Origin of the sequence: Mycobacterium sp. ST-F2, from assembly GCF_001905655.1 — a bacterium.
Lineage (GTDB): Bacteria > Actinomycetota > Actinomycetes > Mycobacteriales > Mycobacteriaceae > Mycobacterium.
In genome coordinates, this window is the sequence record NZ_JMHT01000023.1 from 102156 (window position 1) to 116564 (window position 14409).

The 14409-nt window shown below is 65.5% G+C and carries 16 protein-coding genes; 6 read left to right on the forward strand and 10 right to left on the reverse strand.

Going from position 1 to position 14409, the window contains the following annotated elements:
• Nucleotides 1–13 precede the first annotated feature (13 nt).
• From deoC to EB75_RS10875, 6 genes are all read right to left on the reverse strand, one after another.
• Nucleotides 14–694, reverse strand: coding sequence for a deoxyribose-phosphate aldolase (gene deoC / locus EB75_RS10850; protein ID WP_073695394.1), 681 nt, complete (start codon nucleotides 692–694; stop codon nucleotides 14–16).
• Complete coding sequence (locus EB75_RS10855) at nucleotides 694–1110, reverse strand: DUF2599 domain-containing protein (protein WP_419197055.1); 417 nt, start codon at nucleotides 1108–1110, stop codon at nucleotides 694–696. Before EB75_RS10855 ends, deoC begins: the two co-directional genes overlap by 1 nt.
• Before the next feature lie 3 nt (nucleotides 1111–1113).
• Nucleotides 1114–1398: a DUF2516 family protein gene (locus EB75_RS10860; protein ID WP_073695395.1), complete on the reverse strand. Its 285-nt coding sequence runs from the start codon at nucleotides 1396–1398 to the stop codon at nucleotides 1114–1116.
• Between the two features lie 42 nt (nucleotides 1399–1440).
• The gene (locus EB75_RS10865; RefSeq protein ID WP_073695396.1) at nucleotides 1441–2121 is read right to left on the reverse strand and encodes a heparin-binding hemagglutinin; all 681 of its coding nucleotides are present in this window, start codon (nucleotides 2119–2121) and stop codon (nucleotides 1441–1443) included.
• Nucleotides 2122–2150: 29 nt separating this feature from the next.
• Nucleotides 2151–2606 (reverse strand): helix-turn-helix transcriptional regulator, encoded by a 456-nt coding sequence (locus EB75_RS10870; RefSeq protein WP_073695397.1) that lies wholly within the window; start codon nucleotides 2604–2606, stop codon nucleotides 2151–2153.
• Nucleotides 2607–2714: 108 nt separating this feature from the next.
• Nucleotides 2715–4103 (reverse strand): DUF445 domain-containing protein, encoded by a 1389-nt coding sequence (locus tag EB75_RS10875; protein ID WP_083612154.1) that lies wholly within the window; start codon nucleotides 4101–4103, stop codon nucleotides 2715–2717.
• A gap of 50 nt (nucleotides 4104–4153) precedes the next feature.
• On the opposite strand from EB75_RS10875, the gene EB75_RS10880 reads away from it, so the two are divergent.
• Both EB75_RS10880 and EB75_RS10885 read left to right on the forward strand, forming a co-directional pair.
• Nucleotides 4154–4858: a TetR/AcrR family transcriptional regulator gene (locus EB75_RS10880; RefSeq protein WP_073695399.1), complete on the forward strand. Its 705-nt coding sequence runs from the start codon at nucleotides 4154–4156 to the stop codon at nucleotides 4856–4858.
• Nucleotides 4859–4863: 5 nt separating this feature from the next.
• Nucleotides 4864–5724: a polyphosphate kinase 2 family protein gene (locus EB75_RS10885; RefSeq protein ID WP_168176025.1), complete on the forward strand. Its 861-nt coding sequence runs from the start codon at nucleotides 4864–4866 to the stop codon at nucleotides 5722–5724.
• Between the two features lie 57 nt (nucleotides 5725–5781).
• Here the strand turns inward: EB75_RS10885 and EB75_RS10890 are convergent, their stop codons facing one another.
• From EB75_RS10890 to EB75_RS10905, 4 genes are all read right to left on the reverse strand, one after another.
• Nucleotides 5782–6654 carry a cyclopropane mycolic acid synthase family methyltransferase gene (locus EB75_RS10890; protein WP_073695400.1) on the reverse strand — a complete coding sequence of 291 codons (873 nt, stop codon included), beginning with the start codon at nucleotides 6652–6654 and terminating at the stop codon, nucleotides 5782–5784.
• 163 nt (nucleotides 6655–6817) lie between these two features.
• Nucleotides 6818–7678 (reverse strand): 3-hydroxybutyryl-CoA dehydrogenase, encoded by an 861-nt coding sequence (locus EB75_RS10895; RefSeq protein ID WP_073695401.1) that lies wholly within the window; start codon nucleotides 7676–7678, stop codon nucleotides 6818–6820.
• Between the two features lie 125 nt (nucleotides 7679–7803).
• Entirely contained in the window at nucleotides 7804–9096 is a 1293-nt protein-coding gene (aceA, locus tag EB75_RS10900) for an isocitrate lyase (protein WP_073695402.1), read from the reverse strand.
• Between the two features lie 264 nt (nucleotides 9097–9360).
• Nucleotides 9361–10137: an acyl-[acyl-carrier-protein] thioesterase gene (locus EB75_RS10905; RefSeq protein WP_073695422.1), complete on the reverse strand. Its 777-nt coding sequence runs from the start codon at nucleotides 10135–10137 to the stop codon at nucleotides 9361–9363.
• A gap of 215 nt (nucleotides 10138–10352) precedes the next feature.
• Here EB75_RS10905 and ramB point away from each other — a divergent pair, with 215 nt between their 5' ends.
• From ramB to EB75_RS10925, 4 genes are read left to right on the forward strand one after another with little or no spacing between them, the layout of a single operon-like run.
• Nucleotides 10353–11774 carry an acetate metabolism transcriptional regulator RamB gene (gene ramB / locus EB75_RS10910; RefSeq protein ID WP_073695403.1) on the forward strand — a complete coding sequence of 474 codons (1422 nt, stop codon included), beginning with the start codon at nucleotides 10353–10355 and terminating at the stop codon, nucleotides 11772–11774.
• A gap of 35 nt (nucleotides 11775–11809) precedes the next feature.
• A complete protein-coding gene (locus EB75_RS10915) occupies nucleotides 11810–12103 on the forward strand; it encodes a type VII secretion target (protein ID WP_073695404.1) in 294 nt (97 codons plus the stop codon).
• Nucleotides 12104–12108: 5 nt separating this feature from the next.
• Nucleotides 12109–13701 (forward strand): DUF4185 domain-containing protein, encoded by a 1593-nt coding sequence (locus tag EB75_RS10920; RefSeq protein ID WP_286150149.1) that lies wholly within the window; start codon nucleotides 12109–12111, stop codon nucleotides 13699–13701.
• 31 nt (nucleotides 13702–13732) lie between these two features.
• Nucleotides 13733–14191 (forward strand): hypothetical protein, encoded by a 459-nt coding sequence (locus tag EB75_RS10925; protein ID WP_142239537.1) that lies wholly within the window; start codon nucleotides 13733–13735, stop codon nucleotides 14189–14191.
• The last annotated feature ends 218 nt before the right edge of the window (nucleotides 14192–14409 follow it).

Here is a 14409-nt window from a genome sequence, read left to right on the forward strand (position 1 = left end):
CGTGCACAAATCCCTAGTTGAGGCCGTCGAGGACGGCGCGGGTACCGGACAGGCCGAGCCGGGTGGCGCCGGCGTCCAGCATCGCGACGGCGTCTGCGGCCGAACGGATACCGCCACTGGCCTTGATACCCAGCGCCGGGACGGTCTGGGCCATGATCTCCACGGCCTGCACGGACGCGCCGCCTGCCGGGTGGAAACCGGTGGAGGTCTTCACGAAATCGGCGCCGGCGTCGGCGGCCGCACGGCAGACCTCGGCCAGCGTCGGAGCGCCGGCCATGGTCAGCAACGCAGCGGATTCGACGATCACCTTCAGCACCGCCATCGGGGCGGCCCCGCGGACCGCGGAAATATCGGCGAACACCGCCGAGATGTCGCCGGCGATGGCGGCGCCCACGTCGATCACCATGTCGACCTCGTCGGCACCGCGCCGACCGTCGGATCCGACGACCGACAACGCGGCCTCGCGCGCCTTGATCTGCGAATCATGCTTGCCCGACGGGAATCCCACGACGGTCGCGATCTTGACGCGCTCGGGCACCTCGACCGCGCCGAGCATCGACGGCGACACACAGACCGCGCAGACTCCCAGATCGGCGGCCTCCCAGCACAGGCTCGCCACGTCGGCGGCAGTCGCCTCGGGCTTGAGCAAAGTGTGGTCGACCAGTGCGGCCACCTGCTGGCGGGTCCAACTCATCAGAACGGCTCCTCTGCGCCACCGGGATTGCAACGTGCTCTCACCATCTGGTTGTCGTCGACCACCGGGCGCCACGGCTCGAGATTCCAGCTGGTCTTGCCGGGCGCGCCCGCCTCGGCGAAATACCAGTGGCACATGAACTGGGCGCGCATGCCCGGGGTGTCGGCGTCAGGTGCCAGGCTCAACACCTCGGACCACGCCTCGTCTCCCGGCTGCGTGGCGCCCAGGCCGGACGCGCGCCGGCCGGCCCACGTCGGATACACCCGCAGGCTCTTCGAACCGTCCCATTGCGTCCACCGGGTGTGGTCGACGTAGGGCGGCGCCGGAACGGTTTCGGTGGGATCAGCTGCGGACAGCGGGGCCGGAGCCAGCGTCAACACCGCGGCAGCCAGGACCGCGCACCGGATCGCCCGCACCGATTACCGAGATTTCCCTTGGACCTCAAGGAGTTTGGGCTTCACATCGACCAGGTAGACACCGGTGGCACAGGCGGCGATGGCCGCGCCCACCGGCGGGCCGATGATCCAGCCCAGGACGGCACCGCTGCCCAGGATCGCCAGCCACACCGGCTTGGTCAGTTTGTCGACCGCCGTGTAGGCGTCCGGCCGCTGCATGGCGGCATGCACGAACGCATAAACGGTCGTGGCCAGCACCGCGATCTGCAATGCGAAAAGGACGTAACCCACCAGGCTTCCGAGGTACACGCCCTCAGCCTATGTGGGTTACGTCCCTGACGTCGAACCTGATTACTTCTGGGTGACCTTCTTGGCCGGGGCGGCCTTCTTGGCCGGAGCCTTGGCAGCGGCCTTGGCCGGGGCGGCCTTGGTCGCAGCAGCCTTGGCCGGGGCCTTCTTGGCGGCCGGCGCCTTCTTGGCCGGGGCGGCCTTCTTGGCCGGGGCCTCTTCCTTCTCGGGCAGCTCGACGCCGACCAGCTTGGCGGCGCGCTCGCCGACCGCGCGGGTCTGGCTGGCCACGTTGCCCAGGGCGTCCTGGGTCAGCTCGGTGACCTGCTCGGTGTAGTTCTCGACACGCTCACGCACGTCCTCGACGCGCTCACGAACGCTCTCGATGGACGACTGGGTGCGCAGGCGCTCCAGCGCGGCCTCGCCACGCTCGACCAGCTTGTTGTAGGTGTTCTGAGCGTTCTCGGCGTAGGTCTCGGCGGCCTTGCGCAGCTCTTCGGTGCTGAACTTCTCGCGCAGTTCCTCAACCTGGCCCGGCAGTTCTTCCTGCAGCTTGGTCAGGCGGGCACGGCCCTCTTCGACGCGGGCGTTGGCATCGGTGCGGGCCTCTTCGGCACGCTCACGCAGGCTCGCGACGATCTCGTTGACGGTGGCCAGGGCCAGGTCCGCAGCGCCGACGGCGGCGAACAGCGGGGCCTTCAGGTCCTCGATGGTGGGCTGGGCGGTCTCTTTGTTCTCTGCCATGGTGTTTCCTTTCTGGTTACTGCGTTTGGTCAATTGGCTACGGGATGGTGAGTGTCAGTCGTTGTCTGCTCCTCACTAGCGGCTTCCAATTCGGGCTGTTCAGGAAGTGGTTTGGCGTCGGCTTCGTTCTGCTGCCGGAACGACGTGTAGATGTCGAGCAGCACCTGCTTCTGCCGCTCGGTGATCGACAGGTCCGCGATGATGGCGTCGCGCACCTCGCCGGCGGCACTGGGCTCCAAAATCCCTGCCCGCACGTACAGCACCTCGGCCGAAACCCGCAGCGCCTTGGCGATCTGGTTCAGCACGTCGGCGGACGGCTTGCGCAGCCCACGTTCGATCTGACTCAGGTAGGGGTTACTGACGCCGGCCTTCTCGGCGAGCTGCCGGACCGAGACCTGCGCAGCCTCCCGCTGGGTGCGGATGAAGCTGCCGATGTCCTGCGCAGCATTCGACATGACGGCGGCGATATCTGCATCCTGCGCCATGTCGTTCCCCTGTCTTCGTCGACCGCTTGTGGTAGGCGATCCGTACGAAGTCAACGGTAGGAGAGGGTGCTAACTATTGCAAGCGCTAGCAAGCGCCAGCTAGCACTTTCAGACGAGCAGCTCCGCGATCGTGTAGATGACCAGGCCGGCCAACGATCCGACGACCGTGCCGTTGATGCGGATAAACTGCAGGTCACGACCCACATGGAGCTCGATTCGCCGGCTCGCCTCGTCGGCGTCCCAGCGTTCGATGGTCTCCGTGATGATCGCTGTGATCTCCGTCCCATATTGCGCTACAAGGTGTTTTGCGCCCCTGACGAGCCAGTTGTCGACCTTGTCGCGCAGCTCCGCGTCGTCCCGCAGTGATTCCCCGATCCGCACCACCGAATCTGCAATCCGCGTGCGTAAAACCGACGATGGGTCGTCCACCGACTCGAGGATGATGCGCTTGGCGGTGCTCCACGCGGTCTCCGCCGCCCGCGCCACTTCGTCGCGCGCCAGAATCTGTTCCTTGATCCGTTCGGCCCGGGCGATGGTGTCCTCGTCGTTCTGCAGATCATCGGCGAAGTCGAAGAGGAACTTCGTGGCCGACATGCGCAGCTCGTGCTCGGGGTTGCGGCGCACCTTGTCGGTGAAGTCCATCAGCTCGCGGTGAATTCGGTCGCCCACGAGGTGGTCGACCCAGCGCGGCGACCACGTCGGCGAATCGCGCTCGATGACACGCTCGATGATCTCGCCGGCATTGAGCGACCACTGGAACGCCCGGTCGGCCAGCAGCTGCAGCAGCGCCTCCTGCCGCCGCTCGGCCAGCAGGCTCTCCAGCACCCGGCCGATCGGCGGGCCCCACTGCGGTTCGGCGATGCGCTTGACGATCATCCGGTCCAGCACGTGCTGCACGTCCTCGTCGCGCAGCAGTTCCACCAGCACGCGCAACACGGTCGACGCCTCGGCCGCCACCCGCGCCGCGTGCACCGGTTCGGAGAGCCACTTGCCCAGCCGACTGGCCACCTGGGCGTCGCGCAGCTTGGTCTCGACCACTTCCTGCGACATGAAGTTCTCGCGCACGAAGGTGCCCAGACCCTCACCGAGCTGGTCCTTCTTGCGCGGGATGATCGCGGTGTGCGGGATCGGGATGCCCAGCGGATGACGGAACAGCGCCGTCACGGCGAACCAGTCGGCCAGCGCGCCGACCATGCCCGCCTCGGCGGCGGCCCGCACGTATCCCACCCACGGGCCCGTCCAGCTGTACGCGCCCCCGCGGGCCTGCAGCCATGTGCACACCGCAAACAAGACCGTCGCGCCGAGCAGGAAGCTCAGCGCGACCGCCTTCATCCGGCGCAGATTGCGACGCCGCTCCTCGTCGGCCGTCCGGTCGGCGCCGGCAAACGACTCCGCGAGACTGACGTGCGGTTCGAGGGATGCCTGGTGCCTCGGATGGGGTCCAGGTCCCGGCCTGGGTCGGTGTGCCACGCTTCCATCATCCTGTATGCCCGCCATGGTCGCCCCGTATTATTAAGCGGACCTAGCGGAATGGACGTACTGCGACCGTGGCACAGCAAAACGCACCTTCGTCGGCAAAAGCCGACGGGCGTAAACGACGCTGGCACCAACACAAGGTCGATCGCCGCAATGAACTGGTCGACGGCACTCTCGAAGCCGTCCGGCGCCGCGGCAGCAACGTCAGCATGGATGAGATCGCGGCCGAGATCGGCGTGTCGAAGACCGTGCTGTACCGCTACTTCGTCGACAAGAACGATCTGACCACCGCGGTGATGATGCGCTTCGCGCAAACCACCCTGATCCCCAACATGGCGTCGGCGCTGTCGTCGAACCTCGACGGCTTCGAACTGACCCGCGAGATCATCCGGGTGTACGTCGACACCGTCGCCGCGGAACCCGAGATCTATCCGTTCGTCTTCGCCAACAGCTCGGCGAGCAAGAGCAAGGCCATCGCCGACTCGGAGCAGATCATCGCGCGGATGCTCGCTGTCGTCCTGCGCCGCCGGATGGCGCATGCCGGCATGGATACCCGCGGCGTCGACGCGTTCGCATTCCACACCGTCGGTGGCGTGCAGTTGGCCACCCACTCCTGGATGTCGAATCCCCGGATCACCGCGCCCGAGCTCATCGACTACCTGACCATGCTGTCGTGGAGCGCGCTGCGGGGCATCGTCGAAGTCGGCGGGTCACTCGACGAATTCAACGCGCAACCCCATCCGTCCCCGACCATCCCGGCGCATCTGATTCACTGATCTACGTGACCTCCGATCTGCCGTCGCTGTGGACCCACGAGCCGCACAAGCACCTGGAGTTCAAACCCGGCCACCTGGTGGAAGACATCGACCCGGACGCCACTCCCGGGTTCCGCGGCCGCAAGTCCGACGCCCCCGATCTGCAGACCGAACGCAACGAGCGGTTCGCCGAACTGCAGGAGATGCTGTACGCGGCCAGCCGCTCCGGGGACCGGCGATCGATCCTGTTGGTCCTGCAGGGTATGGACACCGCCGGCAAGGGCGGCATCGTCAAACATGTGGTCGGCGCCGGCAATCCGCAGGGCATCCGATACTCCAGCTTCGGCAAGCCCACCCCCGAAGAGCTGTCCCACCATTACCTCTGGCGGATCCAGAAGGCGGTACCACCGGCCGGGCACATCGGCGTCTTCGACCGCTCGCACTACGAGGACGTACTGATCGTGCGCGTGCACAACCTGGTGCCGCCGTCGGTGTGGGAACGCCGGTACGACGAGATCAACACGTTCGAGCGCGAACTCACCGATACGGGGACGACGATCATCAAGGTCGCGATGTTCGTCTCGCTCGACGAGCAGAAGAAGCGGCTCGCAGAGCGGCTCGACCGGCCCGACAAGTACTGGAAGTACAACCCCGCCGACATCGACGAGCGGCTGCTGTGGCCCAAGTACGAGGAGGCCTACCAAGCCGTGCTGGACCGCACCTCGACCGACTACGCGCCGTGGCACGTCGTGCCGTGCAACCGGAAGTGGTACGCCCGGCTGGCCATCACCGAGTTGCTGATCGAAGCCCTGGAACGGCTCGATTTGTCGTGGCCTCCGGCCGATTTCGATGTGGAAGCGGAGAAGAAGCGCCTGGCCGAGGCGTGACTGACGCACAAAGCAAGAAGCCCCCGACGGCGCGTCGGGGGCTTCTTGTGTGAAGAACTACTTGACCAGCGTGAACTGGCCGATGTTGGTGATGCCGCGGCGGAAGAAGTCGGCACAACCGGTCAGGTACTTCATGTAGCGGTCGTAGACCTCCTGGCCCTGCAGGGCGATGGCCTCGTCCTTGTTGGCGGCCAGGTTGGCGGCCCACATGTCCAGCGTGCGCGCGTAGTGCGGACGCAGCAGGTGGGTGCGCTCCAGGGTGAAGCCCGAGTTCGCGGCGAGCACCTCGATGTCCTCGACGGCCGGCAGCTGGCCGCCCGGGAAGATGACATCGCCGATGAACTTCATGAACTTGAGGTCGCTGATGGTGAGCTTGATGCCGTTCTCGCGGAAGAACTGCTGGGTGTGCGCGAGGATCGTGTGCAGCAGCATCCGGCCGTCATCCGGCAGGATGTTGTACGCCCGCTCGAAGAAGATCGGGTAGCGCTCCTGCTTGAAGGCCTCGAAGGCGCCGATCGAGACAATGCGGTCGACGGGCTCGTCGAACTCTTCCCAGCCCTGCATCCGGATCTCGATGCTGCGGTTGGTGTCGAGCTTGCCCAGCCGCTCGCGGGCGTACTCCGACTGCTCCTTGCTCAGGGTGATGCCGATGACGTTGACGTCGAACTGGGTGATCGCGCGCTCCAGCGCGCCGCCCCAGCCACAGCCGATGTCGAGCAGGGTCATTCCCGGCTTCAGGTCCAGCTTGCCGAGCGCCAGGTCGAACTTGGCGTTCTGCGACTCCTCGAGAGTCATGTCTTCGCGCTCGTAGTAACCGCAGGTGTAGCCCATGGTCGGCCCGAGCCACAGGGCGAAGAACTCATTCGAGATGTCGTAGATCGACTGCGACTCCTCGTAATGGGGTGTCAGATCGATGTCGGCTTGAGACATATCGGTATCTATCCTTTGCGTTTACGTCCGCTGGGGCGGGCGGCGCTACGGCCTGGTGTGGCCAAATTGCATACCCGTACGTGCGCAGCCTGACGGGCCCAGCGAAAAACAACCCGCACGCAAGGTTAACGAAAATTACTGCCAGGCTCCAACCCGGCGTCTGTCAGTAGGTATAGAAACCCTTGCCGGACTTCTTACCGAGCTGCCCGGCCTCGACCATGCGCAGCAGCAACGGCGGCGCTGCGTACAACGGCTCCTTGTACTCGTCGTACATCGAGTCGGCGATCAGCTTCATGGTGTCCAGACCCACCAGGTCGGCGAGCTTCAACGGTCCCATCGGGTGGGACAACCCGGCCACGACGGCGGTGTCGATGTCCTCGACGGTGGCGAAGCCCGACTCGGCCATCCGGATGGCGGCCAGCAAGTAGGGAACCAGCAGGAAGTTGACGACGAACCCCGAGCGATCCGACGCCCGCACGACCTTCTTGCCCAGCACCTCACCGGCGAAGGCCTCGACGCGCGCAGCGGCTTCGGGGGCGGTCGCCACCGAGGAGATGAGCTCGACGAGAGGCAGCACCGGCACCGGGTTGAAGAAGTGCAGACCCAGCACGCGGCTCGGGTTCTTGGTCGCGGCGGCGATGCGCATGATCGGGATGGACGACGTGTTCGACGCCAGCACCGCATCGGGGTCGGTGATGATCTCGTCAAGCTGAGAAAAAACCTTCGCCTTGACGGTCACGTCTTCGACGATGGCCTCGATGACGAGCTGACGGTCGGCCATGTCGGCCAGGTCGTTGGTGAAGCTCAGGCGACCCAGCGCCGCGTCGCGGTCGGCCTCGGACAACTTGCCCTTCTTGACGGCGTTGTCCAGCGACTTGGTGATCCGCTCGCGGCCGGCGGTGGTCAGCGCCTCGGTCGGCTCGAACGCCAGGACCTGCGCACCGGCCTTGATGCAGACCTCGGCGATACCGCCGCCCATCTGTCCGGCCCCGATGACTCCGACCCGTTCGATTGCGTTGCTCACCGCTGTCCTCTCCTTGTGAATACAGATGAAGATATGCGACAGGCCCCGCCCAGATCCTGAGCGGGGCCCGTCATTTCAAAGCCAAAGGACTCAGTGACTCAAGCCCTCGGTTCCACTTCGCAAGCTCAGTGGAACTGACCCTCTTCGGTCGAGCCCTTCAGTGCCGCCGTCGAGGTGTTCGGGTCCACGGTGGTGGCGATCTTGTCGAAGTAGCCGGCGCCGACCTCACGCTGGTGCTTGGTCGCGGTGTAGCCACGGCCCTCGGCCGCGAACTCGCGCTCCTGCAGGTCGACGTAGGCGGTCATGCCCTCGCGGGCGTAGCCGTAGGCCAGGTCGAACATGGAGTAGTTCAGGGCGTGGAAGCCGGCCAGGGTGATGAACTGGAACGTGAAGCCCATGGCACCCAGTTCCTTCTGGAACTTGGCGATGGTCGAGTCGTCCAGGGCCTGCTTCCAGTTGAAGGACGGGCTGCAGTTGTAGGACAGCAGCTGGTCCGGGAACTCGGCCTTGACGGCCTCGGCGAACTTGCGGGCGACCTCGAGGTCCGGCACACCGGTTTCCATCCAGATCATGTCGGCGTACGGGGCGTAGGCCTTGGCACGCGCGATGCAGGGCTCGATGCCCTTCTGCACGTTGTAGAAGCCCTCGGCGGTGCGCTCACCGGTCACGAACGGCTTGTCGCGGTCGTCCACGTCCGAGGTGATCAGGGTGGCGGCCTCGGCGTCGGTACGCGCGATGACGACGGTGGGGGTGTTGGCGACGTCGGCGGCCAGGCGAGCCGAGGTCAGGGTGCGGATGTGCTGCTGGGTCGGGATCAGCACCTTGCCACCGAGGTGGCCACACTTCTTCTCCGAGGCCAGCTGGTCCTCCCAGTGGGTACCGGCGGCACCCGCGGCGATCATGGCCTTCTGCAGCTCGTAGACGTTGAGCGCGCCACCGAAGCCGGCCTCACCGTCGGCGACGATCGGCACCAGCCAGTTGTCGACGCTCTTGTCGCCCTCGACGCGGGCGATCTCGTCGGCGCGCAGCAGCGCGTTGTTGATGCGGCGGACGACGGCCGGCACCGAGTTGGCCGGGTACAGGCTCTGGTCCGGGTAGGTGTGGCCCGAGAGGTTCGCGTCACCGGCGACCTGCCAACCGGACAGGTAGATGGCCTTCAGGCCGGCGCGGACCTGCTGCACGGCCATGTTGCCGGTCAGGGCGCCCAGCGCGTTGATGTAGGAGCCGTCGCCCTTGGTGACGCCGTCCCACAGGATCTCGGCGCCACGACGCGCGAGGGTGTTCTCCTCGACGACGCTGCCCTGCAGCTCCTCAACCTGAGCTGCGGTGTAGTCGCGGGTGATGCCCTTCCAGCGGGGGTTGGTGTCCCAGTCCTGCTGAATCTCAGCGGCGGTACGTGGCTTTCCGACGTTGGACATTGTGCTCCTTCGTGAGGCCGCGTCGCCGTGGGCGCCAGATTCAAAGTGATTGTTAACGCTTTGGCGACTTCGCTTGTGTGCTGTCATCGACGATGGCACAGCACATACCCGCAGGTCCAGCGGTTTCCAGTGCCAACTTTCGCCAACACTCCTAGCCAAGTTGCGAAGATTGCGAATTTGCTGAGGAGCTTGACCGGTTCAGTAGCTACCCGGCGGTAACCGAAATGTGCTGGTCAGTACGCTCGTACTGTTAAATCGGCGCACTCAGAGCGCGAACAGGCAGGCGACCGCTTTGACCTCGTCACCGACCACATATGTGAGCGTTGTAACACTGCGGTCACATAGCTCAGGGCCGAATTTTTCGGTCGGCCCGGCCGGGTACTCGTGGGTGATGATCTCCAACCGATCCCCCAGGGCCACCGCGGCGTCGTGCTCGATGATGACCCGCAGCGGCGCTTCCAGCAGCTCGGGACGGTAAGTCTGCAGGTGATCCTCGACCACCGACCAGTAGACGGAGTTGTTCATGTGGTCGAACAGGTCGATGTCACTGACGCGGACCGGAAAGTCCACGATCCGGACCGCGTCTTCGCGGGCCCCCGCTTTGAGGTAGCTCTTCCAACGCAGTCGATCAGTCGAGGCCGTCCGCTTCAAACCGGCCAGGAAGTCATCCGTGATCCTGGCCGGCCCCTGCGTCTCCAGGTTCATGTTGATCCAGAACGCCTCGGACTCGATCAGACCACCCTTACGGCCGTCGATGCGCACCCGCATCTCGCACCACCGGTTCGACGTGCCCGAACACCAGCGCCGCAGCCGCAGGATGTCGCCGCGCTCGAACGGACGGATCAGGTCCACCATGGTGCGTCGGACGACCCAGGCGGGGTGGACCTCTTCGTACCCCATCTGGCGCAGCTGATCCTGGCCGATGTCCTGGATGTGCCGGCACGCGCCGTCGAACCGCAGTCGGCCGTCCCGGTCGACATCGGCCATCCGCACCGGCCAGCTGGTGTCGTAGACATCGGGATGACCTTCGGGGACCGGCATCAGGACTTTGGCCAGGCCCGTCACGGCTGCGACCCCGGCCTTTTCGCTGGCCTTTTCGCCGGTCTTTTCAGCGGTTTCGGCAGTGCTCATGACGTCCCTTCCAGACGGGTCCCCGCGGCTGGATCGCCCAACTCACCCGCGGGCCCGATACTGCCACAGCGCCATTTTGCCAATTATGCGAAGGTGGTATTCACATCATTGCTAGGCTGGCGTCCATGGCGAAGACTTTCGTTGGCTCACGGGTGCGTCAGCTCCGCGGCGAACGCGGCTTCAGCCAGGCCGCGCTGGCGCAGATGCTCGACATCTCCCCCAGCTACCTGAACCAGATCGAGCACGACGTCCGGCCGCTGAGTGTCGCCGTCCTGCTCCGCATCACCGAGGTGTTCGGAGTCGACGCGACGTTCTTCGCCTCGCAGGACGACACCCGCCTGGTCGCCGAATTGCGCGAAGCGCTGATGGATCGTGACCTTGGCGTCGACGTCGACATCCCGGAGATCGCCGACCTGGTGAGCACCCACCCGACCATGGCCCGCGCGATGGTCGACCTGCACCGCCGCTACCGCTTGTCCACGGCGCAGCTCGCCGCCGCCACCGAGGACCGGTTCTCCGACGGCAGTGGCAGCGGGGCCATCACCATGCCGCACGAAGAGGTGCGCGACTACTTCTACACGCGCCAGAACTACCTTCACGAACTCGACACCGCGGCCGAGGAATTCATCCTCCGCATGCACATGCGGCGGTCCGAGCTGTCCCGCGAACTGGCCGAGCGGCTCAGCCGCGTGCACCACGTGCGGATCGTGCAGCGGCTCGAACTCGGCGACAACGTGTTGCACCGGTTCGACCCCGAGACCCGGACGCTGGAGATCGGCGGCCACCTGTCGTCAGGGCAGTACGTCTTCAAGCTGGCCGCCGAACTGGCCTACCTGGAATTCGGTGACCTACTGGAAAGCCTGGTGGCCGAAGGCAATTTCACCAGCGAGGAGTCGGTCAAGCTGGCCCGCATGGGGCTGGCCAACTACTTCGCCGCCGCCGCGGTGCTGCCGTACGGCCAATTCCATGCTGTCGCAGAGGAATTCCGCTACGACGTCGAGCGGCTGTCGGCATACCACTCGGTGAGTTACGAGACCATCGCGCACCGGCTGTCGACGCTGCAGCGGCCGTCGATGCGGGGCGTGCCGCTGTCGTTCGTCCGCGTCGACCGGGCTGGAAACATGTCGAAACGCCAGTCCGCCACCGGTTTTCACTTCTCGTCGTCAGGCGGCACCTGTCCCCTGTGGAACGTCTACGAGACGTTCGCGAACCCCGGCAAGATGCTGGTGCAGATCGCCCAGATGCCCGACGGCCGCAACTACATGTGGGTGGCGCGCACCGTGGAACGACGGGCCGCGCGGTACGGGCAGCCCGGCAAGACGTTCGCCATCGGGCTGGGTTGCGAACTGCGCCATGCCAATCGGCTGGTCTACTCAGAAGGGCTGGACCTGTCCGGCGGGGCCGCGACACCCATCGGCTCGGGCTGCCGGGTGTGCGAGCGGGACAACTGCCCACAGCGGGCGTTTCCTGCCCTGGGCCGGGAGCTGGACCTCGACGAACACCGCAGCACCGTGACGCCGTATGTGGTGAAGCGCGCAAATCAGTGACGGGCCGGGTGCCGGCACGGGCATAGGCTTGATCCGTGGCTCCCTCCAACCTGAAGGTCGATCCAGCCGGCCTGCGATCGCTCGCCGGCGAATTGGGCGACATCGCCGCGGGTTTGAAAGCGGCGCCGTCGCCGACCGCCGCCGGCCCGTCGTGGCAGCCGAGTGCTACTGCGGTGGGAGATGTGTCCGCCGGGATCGCTCATGTCGGTGGTGAGTGCTCGAAGGCCCTGACCGAATTCGGCGGCAACCTGACCAAGGCCGCCGCGGCCTACGAAGCCAGCGACGCCGCGGGTGGCGCGGCCGTGTCGCGGGCAATGCCGGGTCGGTAGGAGTCTTGACCGCACCGGTGGCGATGCCGACGAAGTCGCAGGTCCAGTCCTGGAACACGGACGCGCTGGAGGCTGCGGCGAAGACGTGGGGCGAACGCGCCACGAAGCTGAAAGACGCCTACGACAAAGCGCAGCACGGACTCGAGAACGCCGACTGGAGCGGCACTGCGGGCGAGCAGGCCAGGGCACGACTGAAAGCGGATGCGGGCAAAGTCCACGCGGTTCTGGAACAGATCGAGCATGCCGAGAAGACGGCCACCAAAGGCGCACAATCGATCGGGGCCGCGAAGCGAGACGCCGTCAAGGCGATTGACGACGCCGAGGACGAGATGTTCTCGGTCAGCGAGGACCTGACGGTCACCGATCGGCTGCCGAAAATTCTCGTGGCCCCCATGCTGCTGATGCGGGAACTCGCCAGGCACGCATATCAGGCAGCGATCCGAGGCCGGGCCATGAAATTGGCCAGCGTCGACGCACAAGTGGCTGCGGCGTTGAAGCTCATTGGCACCAAGTTGAACGGCTTCAAGCTTGGCCCCGGCGGCGGTCCCGGGACCGATGGATCAGTGCCCCCGGGCGGGGTGAAAAACCTCGGACCCATCGCCGGCACCGGCGCACAGCCCGGTATCCCGGGCATCGGTGCCGCTGACCTCGGCGAGATCGTCGAGCTCCCGGACGGCCGTTTGGTCGCTGTCTTCGGCGATTCATTCAAGGGCGACAAGGTCGGCGGCCCTGACAACGAGCACTACCGGTCGGTGGCCGTGCCGATCGTCGGCTGGGACAAAGACGGCAGGCCCATCTTCGGCCAGCCACTCAACAGTCCGGGCGGCCCCGGTACCCCGGGCGTCCTGTTCCCTCCCCCGCCGGAAGCACTTGCGATCGACCCGAATACCAATCCCCTGCCCGCCGGCTCGTTTCAGGCCAACGGCAAGACGTACATGATGGTGAGCGGTACGTCCGGCCTGAAGCCGACGGCCGGCTCATGGTTGGTCGAGGTCTCCAATGATCCGTCCAAAGGTTGGCAACCCGTACCCGGCTCGTGGCGTCCGTCGTATCCCGGCTTGCCCGGCAACCCGCCGACGCAGGTCAGCGGCTACCAGGGCAAAGACGGGAGGGTGTACATCGCGGGAGACTCGTTCGACCGCAGCCAGGGCGTCACGATGTACCGGGTTGATCCGGCACACGCCGCGGATCGGAGTGCGTGGCAGCCGTGGACGGGTAATGACTGGGGACAGCCCCGCGATATACCCGCCGTGGTGAGCCGGGGACAGAATTTCGGGGAATTGAGCTTCCGCGAGATCGACGGTCACCCTGTGCTGTCCGGCTTCAACAGCACTCCTGGTGTCAACCAGGTCGAGGTTCGCGTGGCCGACGACCCCACCAAGATATTCGCGCCCCCGCCAATCATTGCGGCGCAACAGAACTCGCCAGCAGCGCCTGGCTACGTCTTCCAGCCTTATGGAGGCTACATTATGCCGGGATCAACGCTCGATGATATGAATATCCTTGTCAGCCAATGGAATACCCAAAACGGCCCCGACGGCCAACCCCTCGGCGCGCCATACGACACTCAGCAGGTGCAGGTCAATGCATCCAAGTAACGCACTCCCCAGAGCCTCGTTGGTCGTCACGGTGGTGGCACTGCTGAGCAGCGCAGCCCAACCCACCGCCTGGGCAGACCCACCGACGTTTCCCGACATGAGCCGATACGCGCCGGTCAACTCCGCCGACTACGAAGTCGACGCATCCACGCCCGGCATCCACGCCACACAAGTTGTTTTCCTGACTCCCGACGGGATCACCTGCGATTTCATGATTCCGCCGGCCGCGATCTGCACAGGCAACAACTTTCCGTCGGTTCCGCCAGCCGCAGTAGGTGTCAATTCGATCGGGACAGACTATGGACTGGCCCCGATCGGTTCTGGCATCCCGCTCTCAAGCAACATCAAAACCCTTCCGCCGTTCCACACTCTCACCGTCAACGGCGTGACATGCGGTGTCGACAACCAGCGCACAACTGCATGCAAGGACTCACAAGGGCACGGCTTCGTCCTGTCCCCCAACGGGTCTGCCTGGCTGCCGCGGGTCTGATCCGCGATGAGAACGCCTCCCAGAACAACGTTCTCGGTGCAACACTGAGTGGAGTGGAGTTTCGAATGGTCACGAATAGGGCTACCGCTGCCGCCTCCGTTGTAGTCGCCATGATGGCCGCCGCATGCGCCCAGAACCCGGTCGTTTCAGCAGATCCCGTACATACGTTGAACCGCCCCAGGTTTTCCGCCGCTGCTATACGGGTTGACGCTCTCGGT